Raw genomic sequence first — 19,992 nt, forward strand, 5'->3', positions numbered from 1 at the left:
GTGGATACCGCTCAGCGCTTGTGGACGGCGTGCCCGCCGAACTGCTGGCGCAGCGCGGCGACGGCCTTCATCGCGGGCGAGTCGTCCTGCCGGGAGGCGAACCGGGCGAACAGCGACGCGGTGATGACGTTCAGCGGCACGGCCAGCCGGACGGCCTCGTCGACCGTCCACCGGCCCTCGCCGGTGTCCTCGGTGTAGCCGCTCAGCTCGGCCAGCTCCGGATCCTCGTCGAGGGCTCGGTCGAGCAGGTCGAGCAGCCAGGAGCGGACGACGGTGCCCTCGCGCCAGGACTTGAACACGCCCGGCACGTTGGTCACGATCTCCGACTTGGCGAGCAGCTCGTAACCCTCGGCGTAGGCGTGCATCAGGCCGTACTCGATGCCGTTGTGCACCATCTTGGCGTAGTGGCCGGCACCGACCGGGCCGGCGTGCACGAAGCCGAACTCGCCGGCCGGCTTGAGCGCCTCGAAGATCGGCAGCAGCCGGTCGACGTGCTCCTGCGCGCCGCCGACCATCAGGCCGTACCCGTTCTCCCTGCCCCAGACCCCGCCGGAGACGCCGACGTCGAGGTAGCCGATGCCCTGCTCGGCGAGCCGCTCGGCGCGGGGCCCGTCGTCGCTGAACCGGGAGTTGCCGCCGTCGATGATGATGTCGCCCGCACCGAGCACGCCGGCGAGGTCGTCGATGGTCGTGTCGGTGACGCCGGCCGGGACCATCACCCAGACGGCGCGGGGCGCGTCAAGCTTGTCGACCAGCTCGGCCAGGCTCGCGGCGTCGCTCAGTTCCGCGTTGCGGTCGTAGCCGACCACCTCGTGCCCGGCGGCGCGCAACCGCTCGCGCATGTTGCCGCCCATCCGGCCGAGCCCTACCAGGCCGAGCTGCATCTGTTTCCTACCTCCGCTGGGTCTGGTCAAGGGGTGTGCGATCAGCGGGAGACGCGGATCGGCATGATGAGGTACCGGTACCCCGGGATGACCTCACCATCCTCGCCGGCGGGGGAAATCACCGCCGGCTTGAACGCGTCGACGAACGCGAGCAGCGCGAACTGGGTGCCCAGGTTGTTCAGGCCGTCGATCAGGTACTGCGGGTTGAAGCCGATCGTCAGCGCCTCACCGGTGAAGGTGGCGTCCATGGCCTCGCTGGCCCGGGCTTCCTCGGTGCCGCCGGCCTCGACGACGAGCCCGTCGGAGCTGAAGCTGAGCAGCACCGGCGTGGTGCGCTCGGCGACCAGGGCGACCCGCTTCACGACCTCGATCAGGGTGCTCACCGCCACCCGGGCCTCGGCGTTGTGGCTGCTCGGGAAGAGCGAGCGCACCGGCGGGTAGTTCGCGCCGTCGAGCAGCCGGCTGGTGGTGCGCCGGGTGCCGCCGGAGAAACCGATCATGCCCTCGCCGGCCGCGCCCTGGGAGAGCGCCATGGTGACCTGGCCGCCGAGCGGGCCGAGGGCCTTGGCGGTGTCGTGCAGGGTCCGGGCCGGCACGAGGGCGTTGATGCTCACCTCGGGGTCGTCCGGGTTCCACTCCATCTCGCGCAGGGCGAGGCGGTACCGGTCGGTGGCGAGCATCGCCAGGTTGCCACCGGAAAGCTCGACCCGGACGCCGGTCATCATCGGCAGGGTCTCGTCCCGGCCGGCTGCCACGGCCACCTGGGCGACGGCCGCGGCGAACGCGGCGGCGTCCACGGTGCCGGCGCTCTCCGGCATCTCCGGCAGCGAGGGATAGTCCTCCACCGGCATGGTGGGCAGGGTGAACCGGGCGCTGCCGCAGACCAGCTCCAGGTGCGCGCCGACCGCGGCGATGTCGACCGGCTTGGCCGGAAGCGCCTTGGTGATCTCGGCGAGCAGCCGCCCGGAGACCAGCGCGGCGCCGTCGGCGTCGCCCTGCACCTCGACGGTCACCTGGCTGGAGACCTCGTAGTCGAAGCCGGAGACCTGCAGATTGCCGTCGGTCACCCGGAGCATCACGCCGGCCAGCACCGGCACGGACGGCCGGCTGGGCAGGCTCTTAGCGGTCCACGCCACGGCCTCGGCGAGCGCGTCGCGCTCCACTCGGAACTTCATCAATGCCTCCGCGTCGACGTCAGCGACAACTCTCTCATGCCGACCGCTGCCTACCGTCCCGCCCGACCGTGCGGGTACCCATCGCACCTTAGGGCGCGCGGGCAACGGCTGTGCGCCCGACCCCGTGGATCGCGTCGGTGCCGGACGGGCTGTCCCCGGCCGTTCCGACCCGATCCACAGGAAGTCCAACGGTGATGATTGGTTTTTGTTCTCTTAGAAGAACAAACTCATCGTCTTCATCGCACCTGTGCAAACTGTGGAAAACCGACGTCTGCGCAGGTCAGACAGGTTATCCACCGGTGGTTTGGCTGTGGAGAACCGGGGGTACAACTGGCCCCGCGATCCACAGGCCGCCCGATCCACCGGGTTGTCCACCGTCGTCCACCGGTTATCCACCGGTTATCCACCGACTTTCTCCCCAGTCCTGTGGACGGGCCGGGCCGCCCGGATCGCCGTTGTCCCCAGAACCTTCAACAGGAAACCCACAGGACCCCTCGGATCCGTGGACAACGGCGGCTCTGTCCCCAGCCGTCCACAGCCTCGTCCCCAGGGTTTGTCCACAGCCTGTGGGTAACTGGCGTAGGACGGAACGTAGTTTTCCACCGTCGGTGGAAAACCGGCTGTGGACAACGAGCGGCGGCTGTGGACGGACACGGCCCGATCCTGCGGCCTCGACCCGGTGGAGGGTCAACACCGACGGCCCGGAACCCCCTGTGGACAGTGGACCGTCGGGCGGGATGTGTCCGGGGTCACCCGACCCGAACGCGCGGACGCCCTGCCGGGGTCCGGCAGGGCGTCGGGGTTCTCGCGCCGCGTGGCGCGGCGGCGGGCGTACGGCTCAGGTGGTCTGCTTGATCCGGTTGGTCAGCTCGGCGATCTGGTTGTAGAGCGAGCGGCGCTCCGCCATCTGCTGGCGGATCTTCCGGTCGGCGTGCATCACGGTGGTGTGGTCCCGGCCGCCGAACGCCTGTCCGATCCGGGGCAGTGACAGGTCGGTCAGCTCGCGGCACAGGTACATGGCCACCTGCCGGGCGTTGACCAGCACCCGGGACCGGGAGTGCCCGCGCAGGTCCTCCAGGCTGACCCCGAAGTAGTCGGCGGTGGACACCATGATCTGGTCCGCGGTGATCTCGGGGCCGGCGCCGTCGGGGATGAAGTCCCGCAGCACCTCCTCGGCCAGCGACAGCTCCACCGTCGACCGGGTGAGGCTGGCGAACGCGGTGACCCGGATCAGCGCCCCCTCCAGCTCCCGGATCGAGTTCGACACCCGCGAGGCGATGAACTCCAGCACGTCCGGCGGGGCGTACAGCCGCTCCTGGGCCGCCTTCTTCTGCAGGATCGCGATCCGGGTCTCCAGGTCGGGCGGCTGGATGTCCGCCAGCAGCCCCCACTCGAACCGGGTCCGCAGCCGGTCCTCCAGCGTGGCGAGCTGCTTCGGCGACCGGTCGGAGGTGATCACGATCTGCTTGTTGGCGTTGTGCAGGGTGTTGAAGGTGTGGAAGAACTCCTCCTGGGTTCGCTCGCGGTTCTCCAGGAACTGGATGTCGTCGATCAGCAGGATGTCGACGTCGCGGTAGCGGCGTTGGAACGCGCTGGTCTTGTCGTCCCGCAGCGAGTTGATGAAGTCGTTGGTGAACTCCTCGGTCGAGACGTACCGGACCGAGCGGGCGTTGCCCAGCGTCGTGGCGTAGTGGCCGATGGCGTGCAGCAGGTGGGTCTTGCCCAGCCCGGAGCTGCCGTAGATGAACAGCGGGTTGTACGCCTTCGCGGGCGACTCGGCCACCGCGACCGAGGCGGCGTGCGCGAAGCGGTTGGACGAGCCGATGACGAACGTCTCGAACATGTACTTCGGGTTGAGCCGGTTCCCGCCGGCATCCGCGCCCCCGGGCATCCGCCGGTCGTCCCGGCCGCCGGGCCGGTGATCCGCGCCGCCGCGCCCGGGGCCGCTGTCCGTCCCGCCGTCGCGGGGCAGCCGTGGGCCGGGCGCCGGCCCCGCGTCGCGGTACCGGGGCTCGTAGGGCCGGCTGTCGGCACCCGGGTCGAGCGCGGGTCGCCCCTCGTAGCCGCGCCGGTCCGGAGCCAGCGGCTCGGCGAAGGCGGTGCTGAACAGCGGCTCCTGGGCGTCCCGGCTGGCCGGCACCAGCCCCGCCCGGTGACCGTCGGCACCCGCCGGGGAGTGCGCGGGGGCGTCGTCCGCCGACGGGTGCTCCGTCGCGCCGCGCTCCGGGTAGCCGGCGTCCTCGCGCCCGGGACCGGCCGGTCGGCCGTGGCCGGCGTGGGCCTGCTCGCCCCGGTCCGGGTACCCCGGGGTAGGGCGGCCGGGCTCCGGCTCGTGTCGGTTCGTTCCCGGCCCGTCGTAGCTGTGGGCGTCGAAGCCGGAGGGCCCGTCGAAGCCGGGCGGGCCACCGGCGTCCGGGGCGCCGCGGTAGACCGTGCCGGCCGGGCGTCCGGCCGTTTCCTCGGCCACCCGTACGGTGACGGCCACCTGGATCGGCCGGCCGAGCCGCCGGGTCAGCGCCTCGGTGATGGCAGGCCGCAGCCGGGACTCGATCACGTCGCGGGTGAACGCGTCCGGGACCGAGAGCAGCGCGGTGTCCTCCACGATCGCGCGGAGGCGGGTGAGCCTCAGGTACGCGCGTTGCTGCGCGGAGATGATCTCATCGGCGAGTTCGTCCGTGGTCGCCGTCCACACCGCGGCAAGGTCGGTCGTACCGGCCACCGTCGTGCCACCCCCTCGCCTCTGCTCCCGACCGCCGCTGGTCCAGCCCGAACGGCTGACCGGTCGTCGTCATCCACAAGTTATCCACAGCCTGTGTGTACCGACCGATTGTGGCCTCCCGCCGGAGGCGGGTCGGACCTGCCCCCTGTCTGGGCGGGCGCTGAAGCGGGTTTCACCGTGCCGAACGATTCACTACCTTGTCCGGTCTTGCCTGCCGACGCCAACCGGCTGCCGATGCCGACCGCAAACGCGCACGCTAACAGCGGGGGGCGGGGGCCATCAACCGCCGACGCGTGGCACCCTTGTCGGCATCAGTGAAAACCGCCGCTTCGGTCGCGCTCGCGGCCTGGCGGGGCCGCCGTACGAGGTGTTTGACGGTCATTGCCCCCCTGCGTAGGCTGGAGCGGCTGCTCTGCCGCCCTCTGCTAGGGTGGTGTGTGCTTGCTGTCCGCAGTCGCCTTCCCCGCATAGTCGAGGTCCCGCGCCGCCGGGCAGCACCGATCGGGGGCCACCGCCGAGGTGGCCTGGACCACCACACGACCCCGGCGGTCCTGCCTCCGGGGCGTACGAAAACGGAGAGCCTGACGTGAGCAAGCGCACCTACCAGCCGAACAACCGCCGGCGCGCGAAGACCCACGGCTTCCGGCTGCGCATGCGCACCCGGGCCGGCCGCGCCATCATCTCGACCCGTCGCTCCAAGGGCCGCACCCGCCTGTCGGCCTGAGGCCGACAGGTCCGGTCCGGGGGACGTGGGCAGTCGTGCTGGCGGCCGCGCAACGACTGCGGCGCAGCAGCGACTTCGCCGCAGCGGTCCGGGCTGGCCGTCGAGCCGGCCGAGGCGCCGTCGTCGTCCATCTGACCCTGCCCGTCACACCCGGCCCCACGGCCGACACCTCGCCGAAGCCGGCGCGGACCCCCGGTGCGGAGGAGACCTCCACACCGACCCGCGCCGGCTTCGTCGTGTCCAAGGCCGTCGGCCCCGCCGTCGTCCGTAACACGGTCCGGCGCCGGCTGCGGCACCTGGTCCGCGAGCGGCTGGCGGCCCTGCCGGCCGGCAGCACCCTGGTGGTACGCGCGCTGCCGGCCGCCGCCGAGGCGTCGTACCCCCGGCTCGGGGCAGACCTCGACGCGGCGCTCGACGCGGCCCGCACCTCCCGGGGCCGGCGATCACGGTGAGCAGCGGTTCCGCCGCTCCGCGGCCGACGAGCCTGGGTGCCCGACTGCTGAGCGGGCCCATCGTCGCGTACCGTCGTTGGATAAGCCCGGCGCTGCCGGCCCGCTGTCGGTTCCACCCGTCGTGCAGTGCATACGCCCTTGAGGCGGTGGCCCGACACGGCGCGCTGAGGGGAGCCGGTCTGACGGTCCGGCGGCTGTCGCGCTGCCACCCCTTTCACCCAGGTGGATACGACCCGGTGCCCGAGCCGGGCGGTCGCCGCCGTGCCGATGTGACTGGAGTCTGAGAATTGAGTCTCGACTGGATCTACTACGCGATCTCGTGGATCCTGCTGACCTGGCACTCGGCTTGGGATGCCATCGGCGTGCCGGTCGGCGCGGTGATCGGTACGAACTGGGCCTGGATCCTGGCCATCGTCTTCCTGGTGGTCACCGTCCGGGTGATCCTGTTCCCCGTCTTCGTCAAGCAGATCAAGTCCCAGCGGGCCATGCAGGCGCTCCAGCCCAAGGTGAAGGAGCTCCAGGAGAAGCACAAGGGTGACCGGGAGACGCTCCAGAAGGAGATGATGGAGCTCTATCGGAAGGAAAAGGCCAACCCGCTCATGGGCTGCCTTCCGATGTTCCTCCAGATCCCGGTCTTCCTCGGCCTCTTCCACGTGCTGCGCCGCCTCGACCCGGCCAAGGACAACAAGACCCTCTACGGCTGGACCGTCGACCAGTTCAACAGCGCCTCCAGCGCCAAGATCTTCACCGCCCCGATCGCCGGCAAGTTCGGCTCGACCGCCGAGGAACTGGCCCGCCTCGGCGCCAACGGCACCACCGTGAAGGTGATCGCCGGCATTCTGGTCCTGATCATGATGGGCACCACCTACCTCACCAGCCGCCAGATGATCCTCAAGACCGGCTGGGCGGAGGACCCGCAGCAGAAGATGATCCAGCGCCTGATGCTCTACGGCATCCCGCTGTCGCTGCTCGTCTCCGGCGCGATCTTCCCGATCGGTGTGATCATCTACTGGGTCACCAACAACATGTTCACCCTCGGCCAGCAGCAGTGGGTGCTGCGCAAGTACCCGCCGCCGCCCACCCCGGGCCGCACCGGCACCCCCGCGTCCCGCGGGCCGGTCCAGCCGGCGAAGAAGATCGGCGGGCTGCTCGGCCGCAAGGCCGCCCCGACCCCGGTCAAGCAGGCCCCGTCCGCCCCGAAGGTCGCCGGTCCCAAGCCGGGCGCCAAGCCGGTCAACCCGAAGAAGGGCGGCCCGGCCAAGCGCCAGGGCTGATCCTCCAGCCGTCCGCCACCGGCCCGGCCGGTGGCGGACGGGCCCGGTCCCTGGCAGCCGCCCCACAGGGCAGGCGCCGGGCCGGAACCGCCGCGCCCAGCGCGGACACGGGCGAGACTGGCCCGTACAGACGTGCCCAGGGCACCGGCGATCGTCCGCCGGGCCCGGGAGACCAGCGGACCCGACGGTCCGGCCGAGCGAGTACGGAGATGAGACCGTGACCGAGACCAGCATCCCCAGCGCTGACCAGTCCCTGGACGAGAAGATCGCGCCGATCGAGGCCACCGACGACACCGAGGCGGAGGAGGCCGAGGCCGGGGCGGGCACGCGGGAGAAGAAGGCGCCAGCCGAGAGCGAGCTGTTCCGGCAGAGCGAGATCGCGGCCGACTACGTCGAGGGGCTGCTCGACATCCTCGACTACGACGGCGACATCGACGAGTTGGTGTCCGGTGGTCGGCCGGTCGTCGAGGTGGTCGGCGGCGGGCTGCAGAACCTGGTCGGTCAGCGCGGCTCCACCCTGGAGGCGCTCCAGGAGCTGGCCCGGTTGGCGGTGTTCCGGCAGACCGGCACCCCGAGCCGGCTGCTGCTCGACGTCGGGGGCTACCGGGCCACCCGCCGTAAGGAACTCGCCGCCGTCGCCAAGAACGCGGTGGAGAAGGTCAAGGAGTACGGCGAGCCGGTGCGGCTGGAGCCGATGTCCGCGTTCGAGCGCAAGTGCGTCCACGACGTCGTCAACGCGATGAGCGGGGTGGAGAGCGAGTCCGAGGGCGTCGAGCCGAACCGGCGCATCATCGTCCGGCCGGCGGACTGACCGGGTGCCACACGACGACACCACGGCTGACGCCGTGACCGGCCCGGGTGGCACGCCGCCCGGGCCGTCGCCTGTCCGGTCCCGGCAATCCGTCGACGGGCCGGACCCGAGCGGCGGGCCGGACTCCGCCGTCGAGCCGTCGGCGGCCGTCGGGCCGGACCTCACCGAACGGTCGGACCCGGCCGTCGAGCCGTCGGCGGGGGGCGAGCCGGACCTCACCAGCGGGCCGGACCCTGCCGTCGCGGCGCTGCCGCCGGAGCTGGCCGAGGCGGCTCGTACCCTCTTCGGCGAGCGGCTCGACCTCGCTGCGGCGTACGCGGAGGTGCTCGCCACCGACGGCGTGGTCCGGGGCCTGATCGGGCCGCGCGAGGCACCACGGATCTGGGAGCGGCACCTGCTGAACTGCGCCGCGGTGGCGGAGCGCATCCCGGAGGGCGTGTCGGTGCTGGACGTCGGTTCCGGCGCCGGCCTGCCCGGCCTGGTACTCGCGGTCGCGCGCCCCGACCTGACCGTGACGCTGGTCGAGCCGCTGGCCCGGCGCACCTCGTTCCTCATCGAGGTCGTCGAGCGGCTGGGCCTGGCGAAGACGGTCCGGGTGTTCCGGGGCCGGGCCGAGGAGGCGGCGACCGGGTCCACCGGCGTCGGTCCGTTCAGCGCGGAGATCGTCACCGCGCGGGCGGTGGCCCCGCTCGACCGGCTCTCCGCCTGGTGCCTGCCGCTGGCGGTGCGCGGCGGGCGCCTGCTGGCCATGAAGGGATCGTCCGCCGCCGACGAGATCGCCGAGCACGCCGAGGCGGTTGCCAAGCTGGGCGGGGGCGAGCCCACGGTGCACCACTGCGGAGTCGGGGTGATCGAGCCACCCGCAACGGTGGTGGAGATCGTCCGGGAGCGGGTCGTGAACCCGCCGCGGGTCAAGTCCGCCTCGAAACGGACGCGCGGTGGTCGGCGCCGGGGTCGCTGATCCGACTTCCTCGCCGCCCCGCCGGCTTCCCACCGCAGGTCGCGTCGTTGATAGGGATGCGGGTGCGCGGCGGCCTGAGAACCCGACGTGGACCGGCCGCGCCTGTCCGCCGTAGGCTGGCCGGGAGCGGGCGGCATCTGCGCCCCAGGGAGCCCCGGCCGCTCCCGCCGGGCCGTACGCTCCGCGGTGCGACGAGCGTGGCCAAGACGACGGGGTGCGGACCGACCATCCGGAGCGGGCAGGGATGACAGGTGCATGACGACGGCAGGTACGACGATCCACGGGTGACGACCGGTCGCGGAGGACGCTCCGCGACCGACCCCGTTTCACGTGAAACCGACCAGCAGGGCTGGGACGCCGGCACCCCGGGTGCGGTCCCGCCTCCAGTCGACTGCGAACCGGTGCCGCGCCGCGCCGCACCGGCCGGCCCGGGTGGCGCCCGGCAGCCCGTGGGAAGGTCCGGGACGGTCTACGGTGTTGGCCGGCCCGACGGGCCGGCCCCCGCCGAGCGTGCCGTCGCCGACCAGCGCGACGCCACCGCGCCCGTCCGGTTCGAGCCGTCGCCCGCCGCAGCGGCCGTTCCCCAGCAACCCGCACCTCGTGCGGTGCCCGATACGACCCCCGGAGTCGCCGTTCCTGGCGACACGCCGGCACCACCAGCCGGGGCCTACGGGACCGATCCGGCGGATGCCGCGTACGTTTCACGTGAAACCCCGACGCGCGAAGAGGATGACCCACCGTTGGCTATGGAGGCTATGCGCGCCGTGCAGATCCTTAATCCAAGTGGCGAGGTGAGCATGCCCCGCCCCGACCGGACCCGGGTGATGTGCGTCGCCAACCAGAAGGGCGGCGTGGGTAAGACCACGACCACGGTGAACCTGGCGGTGGCGCTTGCCCTGCACGGAAACCGGGTCCTCGTGGTCGACCTCGACCCGCAGGGCAATGCGTCTACCGGGCTGAACGTCCCGCACCACACCGGGGTTCCGGACGTCTACGACTGCCTGATCAACAGCGTGCCGCTGGAGGAGGTGGCCCAGGGCGTCGAGGGCATCCCCAATCTGTGGTGCGTACCGGCCACGATCGACCTGGCTGGTGCCGAGATCGAGCTGGTGTCGGTGGTGGCCCGGGAGTCTCGCCTGGCCCGGGCGATCGCCGCGTACCCCGGGCACTTCGACTACGTCTTCATCGACTGCCCGCCCTCGCTCGGCCTGCTCACCGTCAACGCGTTGGTGGCCGCCCAGGAGGTGCTGATCCCGATCCAGTGCGAGTACTACGCGCTGGAGGGGCTCAACCAACTGATCAACAACATCAACCTGGTCCGTCAGCACCTCAACCCGAGGTTGGATGTCTCCACCATCCTGCTCACCATGTACGACCGGCGTACCCGGCTGGCCGACGCGGTGGAGCAGGACGTCCGGAACCACTTCGGCGACAAGGTGCTCCAGGCGGTCATTCCCCGCAACGTCCGCGTCTCGGAGGCGCCGAGCTACGGCCAGTCGGTGATGACCTACGATCCCGGTTCGCGGGGGGCGACGAGTTACTTCGAGGCCGCCCAGGAAATTGCCGAGCGTGGGGTCAAGGAGCCGGTGAGCCGGAATGCGTAGTGCGGACGAGTTGCTGGGAGGCGTCGTATGAAGAACCGTCCTCGGGGCGGTCTGGGCCGGGGGCTAGGGGCACTCATCCCCACCGGTCCGGTCCAGCCCGCCGGAACGATGACGGCGACGCCCGAGGCAGGTGAACGCCCCGCCCAGGTTCCGCCGGCGATCGCCCCGCCGGTGGTGACCGAGCCGGTAGCGACGGAGCCGGTGGTGACCGAGCCCGAGCCGACGGAGCCCGAGCCGACGGAGCCCGAGCTTCAGCTCAGCCCGGTACCCGGCGCCCGGTTCGCCGAGATCCCGGTCGACGCGATCGTGCCCAACCCGAAGCAGCCCCGCCAGGTCTTCGACGAGGAGGCTTTGGAGGAACTCAAGACCTCCATCCAGGAGGTCGGTTTCCTCCAGCCGATCGTGGTGCGTGCGCTGGACGGCGAGAAGTACGAACTCGTCATGGGCGAGCGCCGGTGGCGGGCCGCGCAGGCGGTCGGTCGGGAGAACATCCCGGCGATCGTTCGGGACACCCGCGACGACGCCATGCTCCGCGACGCGCTGCTGGAGAACATCCATCGGGCCAACCTCAACCCCCTGGAGGAGGCCGCCGCCTACCAGCAACTGCTGGAGGAGTTCGGCGCGACCCACGAGGAACTGGCCCGCCGGATCGGCCGCAGCCGACCGCAGATCTCCAACACGATCCGGCTGCTGAACCTGCCCGCCCCGGTGCAGCGGCGGGTTGCCGCCGGGGTGCTCTCCGCCGGTCATGCCCGCGCGCTGCTGAGCCTCGACGAAGCGGAGGCCCAGGAGCAGTTGGCGCTCCGCATCGTCGCCGAAGGGCTGTCCGTCCGGGCCACCGAGGAGATCGTCGCGCTCGCGCTGGCCGACGGACCGGCCAAGGGTCCCGCCGCGAAGCGACGGACCAAGCCACACGCCCCCGCCCTGACCGATCTCGCGGACCGGCTCTCCGACCGGTTCGACACCCATGTGAAGGTGGACATCGGACGGAGCAAGGGCAAGATCACGATCGAGTTCGCCACGGTCGACGACCTCGAACGGATCGTCGGCATCATCGGGGTCGGCCAGGAGGAAGCCGAGGACTGACTGACCCGGTCGGATCCCGGCCGCGCCGTCCGTGCAGGACGACGCGGCCGATTCGTCTCTCGGCCCCCTGGTCGTGCGGGAGCTGCCGGCGGCGACGCAAGGTCGCCCCGCGCCCGCCCCTGGGAAAAGACAGGCCGCCGACACGCCGCCCTGCGGCGGCTTTGAGTCGTCTCCTGTCCTCCTACGGGTCTGCCCCGACCGGTGTTCGGCTCGGACCGGGCTGAGCGCGTAGGAGCGTGACGAGCAGCCGGCACCCGTGCTGCGCCGCGGCGCCCCGCCAGCGGACCCTCTTTGGCTGACGAACGGAAGCGGCGCTGGGGCCGTTCGAACGCGGCTGGCAGAGCAGCCCGCTGTGCGGGTGTCTGCGAGCACCGATCGACGTGCTGCGGCTACCGGGTAGCGGGGACTGATCACGACGCCCCAGGGCCGTCAGGAGCCGTCCCCGAAGGGCCGAGGCGGTGACGCCTCGCCTCGGAACCCAGTCCGTGCCGTGCCCGGAAGAAGCGGGGGAAGTGTTCCACGTGAAACGTCGACCGAGTCGGGCGACTGCTGCCGAGCACCGGGCCCGGTAAGGCCGACCTGGCGGGTCCGGCAAGGTCGACTTGGCGGGCCCTGCGACCGGCCGCACGGCGGCATCCCTCCCCGACGCGACCCCGCATCCCCCGCCCATGCGCCCACGGTCGAGGCCCCGGCGCAACCGGTTCGCGGGCCGGAGAGCACCGAACGGGCGTGGCTGTGGCCGACCCGCACCATCCCCTCGCCCCACACCGACCCGTCCACGGCAGGGCGGCTCTCCGACCCGGGTCGGAGAGCCGCCCCCGCGACCGCCCCCCGCGACCGCCCCCCGCGACCGCCCCCCGCGACCGCCCCCCGCGACCGCCCCCCGCGACCGCCCCCCGCGACCGCCCCCCGCGACCGCCCCCCGCGACCGCCCCCCGCGACCGCCCCCCGCGACCGCCCCCCGCGACCGCCCCCCGCGACCGCCCCCCGCGACCGCCCCCCGCGACCGCCCCCCGCGACCGCCCCCGCGACCGCCCCCGCGACCGCCCCCGCGACCGCCCCCCGCGACCGCCCCCCGCGACCGCCCCCCGCGACCGCCCCCCGCGACCGCCCCCCGCGACCGCCCCCCGCGACCGCCCCCCGCGACCGCCCCCCGCGACCGCCCCCCGCGACCGCCGGGTGCAGGTTCACCGGACGGACCGACGTCGGCGAGGTAGGTCGCTGTTCCACGTGAAACGGTCTGCCCAGCCTTGCTGACGGTGGCCGGGCCGTTGACCGGCGAGTCGGATCGGTTGAGGACGGCCGGTGGCACCGAATTGCGGGGATCGCGCGGCGGAGGCGGCCGGACGGGAGCGGCCCTGCCGTCGCCCTGGGGCGGACTGGGTAGGCCGGGCCGAGAACCGGGTTCGGGCACTCGCCGATGAGCAGGACTGACAGCAGCGCGGGCTCAGTCGAGGGGCCGGTGCCGAGTTAAGGCGGCAGGACAAGGGGCCGGCGGTGGACCGGAGAGCGGCAACCAGAGCCGAACGCGGGCCGGTGGGGGTCGAGGGCGAGGCCAAGCAGGCGTCAGGGGTTTCCGGATCGGGCCAGGGCCAAAACCGGAAACCGGGCCGGCGGACGGACGAGACGGGATGCCTGTGAACGGACGTCCGGACCGCCGGTGTTCTCGGGGACGACGCCCCGCCGGCCGACCCGCCACCGAACCGCCCTCCGCGAGCCCGGTATCGGAGAACCGGCCGATACCAGGAGACAGAGCCGAGGACACCCACCTGCCCGAAGGCAGCCGCGCCAGACCGCCAACGGCCGGTCTCGTGGTCCGGCCGGGAGCCGGCAAGACAGCCGGCGCGGAGGGCCAACGCCTTGGCGAACGGCGCAGCGGCAGCAGGTTGAACACTGCGCCCACCACACGCCGGCACCGCCGCCGTTCGGGCCAGGCGGCTCGGATCGCGAGCAACGGTTTCACGTGGAACCGAGCCGAACGGCCGACAAACTGAGTACGGGCGAGCGGGCGATATCGAGGCGCCCAACCGCGGCACGCACCGGGGCCGGCACCGGCCGGTTCGGTCCCAGCGCATGAGGGGACGGGCGCGAGGTGGGGACGGGACGCATGCCCCCCGATAGCCACATCCTCGGGGGTCCGATCGCGGGACTCCTCCGGCGAGCGAGCCGGAAGCGGATCACGGGAGAGGCACCCATGGTCGAGGGGAGCCAGGCCTCGATCGGCAGCGGGGCGGCTGTCGGGGGCCGGCGCCGCGCCAGCCGCCCCGGCCCGGCCGGGGTAACCGCGAAGGCCCGCCCCCGAACTTCGCCTATCGGCTCCTCCCGCGACCATCTCCCTGGGGACCGAAGCCACCTCGCCTGGGCCTGAAGCGCTCACATTTCAGGTCGCCGAGACAGCGACCCATCGCTCTGCGGGTCGTTAGGTACGAGGGAGTCGGTGGGCTGTGCACAACTTCGTCGCCGATCCGCAAAGTTATCCACAGCGGTTTTCCACAGGCACCCTCCGTTCCACGTGAAACCCCGCGTGAAACGCGGTTTCGGCCTGTGGATGACGTGGGGTGGTGACGACCACAGGGGCCTGTGGATAACGTGTGGACAACCGATGCGGGGGCGAGTCGGAGCGGGCTGACCCGGATCGGGACAGGCGGCTACGGCCGGTCCGGCGTACCTGAGGGTGGACGAATCAGGTAGGGACAGGGGTCGCCCGCTCGGTTAGGGTCAGCGTCGTGCACGACACCCCTCCCTCAGTCCCCGATTTCACCTCCTGGCCCTCTTTCCCATTCGAAGGCGATCTCCAGGTCAAGCACCTCGACGACCCGGTCGCGGTGGAGCCCCCGCGCCGGGGCGAGGGAGCTCGGGAATGCACGGCGTGCGGCGCGCCGGACGATGCGTACATCTGGGTCGGCGAGCGGTGGCGGGTCCGCGCCATGGACCGGCCGACCGGGCTGCCGATGGTGCTGATCCTGGAGTCCCGCTCCCACCTCGACCTCGGCGACCTGCCCAACCTCCTCGCCGCCGAACTGGGCGTGATGACGGTCCGGCTGGAACGGGCGATCCGCTCCCTCGACGGCGTCGCGCGGGTCCACGTCAACCGTTGGGGCGACGGGTCCGCCCACCTGCATCTGTGGTTCCTGGCCCGGCCGTACGGGCGACTCCAGCTCCGGGGCACGTTCCTGTCGCTGTGGGACTCGATCCTCCCGCCCATCTCCGAGGAGCAGTGGCGGGAGAACCTGGCCCTGGTGGCCGCCTGGCTGGCGGAGTTCGGCGGCCGTCCGCTGGCCGAGCCGCCCCGCATCCAGTGGCAGGCGCCGTCGAGCATCGCCGCCCAGTCGTCCGCCCCCGCCCCTGCCCCGGACGAGGACGACGCCATCGGGGTGATCGAAGCGGCCGAGGAGATCCCGGAACCGGACGGCGGGGAGGACGCCGCCGCCCCGTCGACCGATGAGCCGGTGGATGAGCCGGGACGCCGCTGACACCGCCCCGTACCGGACGGGCGGGAAGCGGGGCGAAGAGGAAGGTCAGACGGGACGGGCGGCGGCCCGGGTCACCAGCGACCCGAGAAGACGGCCGAAGTCCAGGCCGGCGGCCTGCACCGCGAGCGGCAGCAGCGACGTCTCCGTCATCCCCGGGGAGACGTTGACCTCCAGCACGTGCGGCCGGCCGTCGGCGTCGACGATCAGGTCGACCCGGGACAGGTCGCGCAGCCCGAGGGCGGCGTGCGCGGCCACCGCCACCTCGGCCACCCCGGCCGCCACCTCCGGGTCCAGCCGGGCCGGCGCGTGCCAGGTGGTCCGGCCGGCGGTGTACCGGGCCGCGTAGTCGTACACGCCGTTGCGAGGCACGATCTCCACGGCGGGCAGCGCCTGCGGCCCCTCCCCGAGGTCGACCACCGAGACGGCCACGTCCATGCCGGGCACGTACCGCTCGACGAGCGCCGTCGGGTCGTACGCGAAACAGCCGACCATCGCGGCCGGCAGCGACGCCGCCTCCCGGACCACGGCGGCACCCAGCCCGGAACCGCCCTGCGCCGGCTTCACCATCAGCGGCAGGCCCAGCCGGTCGACGATCCGGTCCAGCACGGCCACCGCGCCCAGCTCGGAGAAGCGGTCGTGCGGCAGCGCCACCCAGTCGGGGGTGGGGATGCCGGCCTCCCGAAGCACCGCCTTGGCCGACGGCTTGTCCCAGGCCAGCCGGGACGCGCGGGCGTCACAACCGACGTAGGGGACGTCGCAGAGGTCGAGAACGCCGCGCAGCGAGCCGTCCTCGCCGGTGGCGCCGTGCAGGGCGATCACCACGGCGTCGGGCGGGTCGGCGACCAACGCCGGCAGCAGGGCGACGTCGGCGTCCCGCAGCTCCGCCTCCACCCCGACGGCCCGGAGCGCGTCGAGCACCCGCCGGCCGGACCGGAGCGAGACATCCCGCTCGTAGGAGAGCCCACCGGCGAGCACCAGCACGTGCAGCTCGTCGGTGACGGCGGGGTCGGTCACGGTGATTCGCTCGGCAGGGGTCGAAGCCATGCCGGAATCATGCCAAGTCGGGTCCCGGCGTGTCCGCGCCGGCCTGCCCGCGCCGCACCTCGGGACGGCCGACCGCGCCGAACACCCGGCGCATGGCGATGTCCTGCTCCATCACGCTGGCCAGTCGGCGCACGCCCTCACGGATCCGCTCCGGTGACGGGAAGGAGAAGTTGAGCCGCATGTTGCCGGTGCCGGTGCCGTCGGCGTAGAAGCCGGTGCCGGGCACGTACGCCACCCGCGCCGCGATGGCCCGCGGCATCATCGCCTTCGAATCCAGGCCGTCGGGCAGCGTCGCCCAGACGAACAGGCCGCCGGCGGGGTTGGTCCAGGTGGTGCCGGCGGGCATCAGGTCGTCTAGGGCGGCCAGCATCGCGTCCCGGCGCTCCCGGTAGACCTCCCGGTACACCTTGAGCTGCTCCCGCCACGGCATGGTGCCCAGGTAGGTCGAGACGGCGGCCTGGGCGTACCCGCTGGGGCAGAGGATCTGCGCCTCGCTGGCGATCACCAGCTTGTCGCGCACCGCGTGCGGGGCCAGGATCCAGCCCACCCGCAACCCGGGGGCGAAGGTCTTGGAGAAGGTGCTCAGGTAGAACACCCCGTCGCGGCGGCGGGCCCGCAGCGGGCGCGGGGCGTCACCCTCGAAACCGAGCTGACCGTACGGGTCGTCCTCGACCACCAGCAGGCCGGCGCGTTCGCAGATGTCGAGCACCCGTTCGCGCCGTTCCTCGCTGAGCGTCACGCCCGTCGGGTTCTGGTACGTCGGGATGGTGTACAGGAACTTCACCCGCCGGCCGGATCGGGCCAGCTCCGCCACGGCCGCCTCCAGGGCCTCCGGGATCAGCCCCTCGTCGTCCATCGGCACGTGTACCACCTGGGCCTGGGCGGCCTGGAACACCCCGAGTGCGCCGACGTAGGTCGGCCCCTCGGCGAGCACCACGTCACCCGGGTCGAGGAAGAGCCGGGCCACCAGGTCGAGCGCCTGCTGGCCGCCGACGGTCACCACGACGTCCTCCGGGGAGGCACCGCAGGACGCGTCGACGCCGGAGAGGGCCATCACCTCACAGATCCGCTCGCGCAGCTCCAGGGTGCCCTGGCCGATGCCGTACTGGAGGGTGGTGGCCCCGTGCTCGGAGCCGAGCCGGCCGAGCATCTCGCCCACCGCGTCCAGCGGCAGGGCGGCGATGTACGGTGCGCCTCCGGCGAGCGAGACCACCTCCGGCCGGCTGGCCACCGCGAACAGCGCGCGGATCTCCGAGGCGGTCATGCCTCGGACGCGCCGGGCGTACCGGTCGGTGTAGTCGTCGAGCGTCGTGCCGGTCATGACATCACCTCGATCGCGTGTCGGGCGGCTGCCGCCCTCCCGGGATACCCGGGACGCCGCAGACCATGGCGGCACGGGACGCAGATCCCCGATGGTAGTCGGGTCGGCGACGAACGGCCCTACGACGTGACCCGAGTCCACATCCCGGACCCGCGGGCCGGCTGGCACGGGGCGTCCCGGGGGCGCTCCGGGTGCATTCGCGCGTCCCCTCCCGTAGCGTCACCAGTCGGCGTACGATCGCTCGTCGGGGGGCCGAGGCGGCGGTGGCGTTGCGCGCCGGTCTCGTCTCCGAGCCTATTGTGGGGATGCGCCAATGTCTCGACGTCTGGTCAGCCTGACCCTCGACACCCTGGAAGACCTGCCCCGCCCGTGCCGGCAGTGCGTCTACTGGGAGCTTGATCCGGTGTCCGCCGACCGGGCCTGCGCGGCGGGCGACCCGGGGCTGGAGAAGGAGGCCTGGGTCTCCCAGACGCTGCTGGAGTGGGGCTCCTGCGGCAAGCTCGCGTACGTCGACGGCATGCCCGCCGGCTTCGTCATGTACGCCCCGCCGGCCTACGTGCCCCGCGCGATGGCGTTCCCCACCTCGCCCGTCTCCGCCGACGCGGCGCTGCTGATGACCGCGCACGTGGTCGCCCCCTTCGCCGGTGGCGGGCTCGGCCGGATGCTCGTGCAGGGCGTGGCCCGGGACCTCACCAAGCGGGGGATCAAGGCGATCGAGGCGTTCGGCGACGCGAAGTTCGGCGACGACGGCGACCCGCCCGGCGGCTGCGTCGCCCCCGCCGACTACTTCCTCTCGGTGGGCTTCAAGACGGTCCGCCCGCACCCGCGCTACCCCCGGCTACGGCTGGAGCTGCGCACTGCGCTGAGCTGGAAGTCCGACGTCGAGTACGCCCTGGAGAAGCTGCTCGGCTCGATGAGCCCGGAGACCCTGCTCCGGCCGGTCCGGCCCGCCCCGGCCACCCGTTCCACCAGCGGCTGACCCGCACGCCGCCGCCCCCGCCGTGCGCCGTGCGGGAGCGGAGCGGGCCCGGCTGGTCGGAGTCGTGCGGCGGCCCTCGCCCGGCCCCGCCCAGGCAACGGACCGGGCGGGCTCAGGCGGTGGCCACCCGGCCGGCCGCGACCGCCGCCCGCAGCTCGCTGACGTCGATCGAGCCGGTGGGCACGTCCCGCTCGACCGGGAAGTACATCCGCTGGACGGCGGCCACGATCGCCTCGACGATCCGGTCCCGGAACCGCGGGTCGACCAGCCGTCCCCGGTCCGCCGGAGAGGTCAGGTAGCCCACCTCCACCCGTACCGCCGGCATCCGGGTCAGCCGGAGCAGGTCCCACGTCTTGGCGTGGGTCCGGCAGTTCCGCAGCCCCGTCCGGGCCACGATCTCCCGCTGTACCAGCCCGGCCAGCCGCTCACCGGTGGCCGAGGTGACCCCGTTGTCGGTGCCGTAGTGGTAGGTCGCCACGCCCTCGGCCTCCGGATTGGCGTGTCCGTCGGTGTGCAGCGAGATGAACACGTCCGCGCCCAGGGAGTTGGCCAGTTGCGCCCGTTCCACGTCCGGCAGGCAGCTTCCCGGCGCCGGCCCCCGGGTGAGCTGCACCCGCACCCCGGAGGCGGCGAGCCGCCCCTCCAGCCGGCTGGCCAGGTCGTGCACCAGGTCGGCCTCGGTCCAGCGCAGCGGCCCGTCCGGCACCACCACCCCCGGATCGGTGCCGCCGTGCCCGGGGTCGATGACCACGGTCCGGCCGACCAGGGCTGGGCCGGCCTGCCGGATCGCGTCGGACTCGCGCAGCCACTGCGGCCGGCCGCCCACCACCTTGCGCCCCAGGCGGCGCAGCGTCCCCATGGTGTGCGGGCCGCAGGAGCCGTCGGGCTTGAGCCCCATCTCCCGCTGGAACTGGGCCACCGCCCGCGAGGTGCGCACGCCGTAGATGGCGTCGGCGCGGCCCACGTCGTACCCCATCTCCAGCAGGCGTTCCTGCAACGACCGGACGTCCTCGCCGATCAGTGGCTCCGGCACCGCGTGGTAGAGGGTCCGCGCGCCGAGCCGCCAGCGGGCGGCGTCCAGGGCGCGCCACGTCTCCGCGCCGACCCGCCCGTCCACGCTGAGCCCACGGGACTGCTGGAACGCCCGGACCGCGCGTTCGGTCGCGGCGTCGTACTCGTCGTCGTCGCCCGTGGGCGACGAGGGGAGCAGGTCGAGGCCGGTCAGCACGCCACGGATCTCGGTCACCGCCGGTCCCCGGTCGCCGGGTCGGATCGGACGCACGCTCGACCCCCTTCGCACGGTTGTGGCCGGTCGTCCCGCGACGCCGCAGGCGGGGTCGGCGACCCCGCTGGGCGACGGGGCGCGGCGTGGCCGACCGGCCGCCCCCGGGTTGAGGCTATGCGGTCCGGCCGGCCGAGGTGCGGTGTCCGCCCAGGTCAGGGCCGGAAACCCGAAACCCCGCACCCGCGAGGGGTACGGGGTTT

15 protein-coding genes and 1 pseudogene are annotated in these 19,992 nt (G+C 72.8%); 10 read left to right on the forward strand and 6 right to left on the reverse strand.

What is annotated here, in order from left to right:
- Positions 1 to 11 precede the first annotated feature (11 nt).
- The 3 genes from gnd to dnaA all read right to left on the reverse strand — a co-directional run bounded on the left by gnd (position 12) and on the right by dnaA (position 4,778).
- Positions 12 to 884 (reverse strand): phosphogluconate dehydrogenase (NAD(+)-dependent, decarboxylating), encoded by an 873-nt coding sequence (gnd, locus tag OOK41_RS02500; protein ID WP_117668126.1) that lies wholly within the window; start codon positions 882 to 884, stop codon positions 12 to 14.
- Between the two features lie 41 nt (positions 885 to 925).
- Positions 926 to 2,059 carry a DNA polymerase III subunit beta gene (dnaN, locus tag OOK41_RS02505; protein WP_117668127.1) on the reverse strand — a complete coding sequence of 378 codons (1,134 nt, stop codon included), beginning with the start codon at positions 2,057 to 2,059 and terminating at the stop codon, positions 926 to 928.
- 838 nt (positions 2,060 to 2,897) lie between these two features.
- Positions 2,898 to 4,778 (reverse strand): chromosomal replication initiator protein DnaA, encoded by a 1,881-nt coding sequence (dnaA, locus tag OOK41_RS02510; RefSeq protein WP_266262825.1) that lies wholly within the window; start codon positions 4,776 to 4,778, stop codon positions 2,898 to 2,900.
- Positions 4,779 to 5,364: 586 nt separating this feature from the next.
- Between dnaA and rpmH the strand changes: the two genes are divergently transcribed.
- The 9 genes and pseudogenes from rpmH to OOK41_RS02555 form a co-directional block, all read left to right on the forward strand.
- Complete coding sequence (gene rpmH, locus OOK41_RS02515) at positions 5,365 to 5,502, forward strand: 50S ribosomal protein L34 (protein WP_117668129.1); 138 nt, start codon at positions 5,365 to 5,367, stop codon at positions 5,500 to 5,502.
- Positions 5,503 to 5,537: 35 nt separating this feature from the next.
- Positions 5,538 to 5,954, forward strand: coding sequence for a ribonuclease P protein component (gene rnpA / locus OOK41_RS02520; protein ID WP_117668130.1), 417 nt, complete (start codon positions 5,538 to 5,540; stop codon positions 5,952 to 5,954).
- A gap of 44 nt (positions 5,955 to 5,998) precedes the next feature.
- Positions 5,999 to 6,238, forward strand: coding sequence for a membrane protein insertion efficiency factor YidD (yidD, locus tag OOK41_RS02525; RefSeq protein ID WP_207892709.1), 240 nt, complete (start codon positions 5,999 to 6,001; stop codon positions 6,236 to 6,238).
- A 3-nt stretch (positions 6,239 to 6,241) separates the two neighbouring features.
- Positions 6,242 to 7,228, forward strand: a complete 987-nt coding sequence (yidC, locus tag OOK41_RS02530; protein WP_117668132.1) for a membrane protein insertase YidC — start codon at positions 6,242 to 6,244, stop codon at positions 7,226 to 7,228.
- Positions 7,229 to 7,445: 217 nt separating this feature from the next.
- Complete coding sequence (locus OOK41_RS02535; RefSeq protein ID WP_117668134.1) at positions 7,446 to 8,039, forward strand: R3H domain-containing nucleic acid-binding protein; 594 nt, start codon at positions 7,446 to 7,448, stop codon at positions 8,037 to 8,039.
- Between the two features lie 247 nt (positions 8,040 to 8,286).
- Positions 8,287 to 9,000 (forward strand): 16S rRNA (guanine(527)-N(7))-methyltransferase RsmG, encoded by a 714-nt coding sequence (gene rsmG, locus OOK41_RS02540; protein ID WP_266267713.1) that lies wholly within the window; start codon positions 8,287 to 8,289, stop codon positions 8,998 to 9,000.
- Between the two features lie 251 nt (positions 9,001 to 9,251).
- Positions 9,252 to 10,604 (forward strand): AAA family ATPase, encoded by a 1,353-nt coding sequence (locus tag OOK41_RS31830; protein WP_323136151.1) that lies wholly within the window; start codon positions 9,252 to 9,254, stop codon positions 10,602 to 10,604.
- A gap of 27 nt (positions 10,605 to 10,631) precedes the next feature.
- The gene (locus tag OOK41_RS02550; protein WP_117668137.1) at positions 10,632 to 11,690 is read left to right on the forward strand and encodes a ParB/RepB/Spo0J family partition protein; all 1,059 of its coding nucleotides are present in this window, start codon (positions 10,632 to 10,634) and stop codon (positions 11,688 to 11,690) included.
- A gap of 2,726 nt (positions 11,691 to 14,416) precedes the next feature.
- Positions 14,417 to 15,007 (forward strand): annotated as a pseudogene (locus OOK41_RS02555) (hypothetical protein); the annotation flags it as partial.
- Between the two features lie 201 nt (positions 15,008 to 15,208).
- Here the strand turns inward: OOK41_RS02555 and OOK41_RS02560 are convergent.
- Both OOK41_RS02560 and OOK41_RS02565 read right to left on the reverse strand, forming a co-directional pair.
- Positions 15,209 to 16,207 (reverse strand): D-alanine--D-alanine ligase, encoded by a 999-nt coding sequence (locus OOK41_RS02560; protein ID WP_266262833.1) that lies wholly within the window; start codon positions 16,205 to 16,207, stop codon positions 15,209 to 15,211.
- A gap of 7 nt (positions 16,208 to 16,214) precedes the next feature.
- Positions 16,215 to 17,528 carry a PLP-dependent aminotransferase family protein gene (locus OOK41_RS02565; RefSeq protein ID WP_266262835.1) on the reverse strand — a complete coding sequence of 438 codons (1,314 nt, stop codon included), beginning with the start codon at positions 17,526 to 17,528 and terminating at the stop codon, positions 16,215 to 16,217.
- A gap of 313 nt (positions 17,529 to 17,841) precedes the next feature.
- On the opposite strand from OOK41_RS02565, the gene OOK41_RS02570 reads away from it, so the two are divergent.
- Positions 17,842 to 18,507, forward strand: coding sequence for a GNAT family N-acetyltransferase (locus OOK41_RS02570; protein ID WP_117668140.1), 666 nt, complete (start codon positions 17,842 to 17,844; stop codon positions 18,505 to 18,507).
- Positions 18,508 to 18,619: 112 nt separating this feature from the next.
- On the opposite strand, the gene OOK41_RS02575 is transcribed toward OOK41_RS02570, so the two are convergent.
- Positions 18,620 to 19,789: an N-acetylmuramoyl-L-alanine amidase gene (locus OOK41_RS02575; protein ID WP_117668141.1), complete on the reverse strand. Its 1,170-nt coding sequence runs from the start codon at positions 19,787 to 19,789 to the stop codon at positions 18,620 to 18,622.
- Positions 19,790 to 19,992: the final 203 nt, after the last annotated feature.

It is taken from the genome of Micromonospora sp. NBC_01655, from assembly GCF_026339755.1.
GTDB lineage: Bacteria > Actinomycetota > Actinomycetes > Mycobacteriales > Micromonosporaceae > Micromonospora.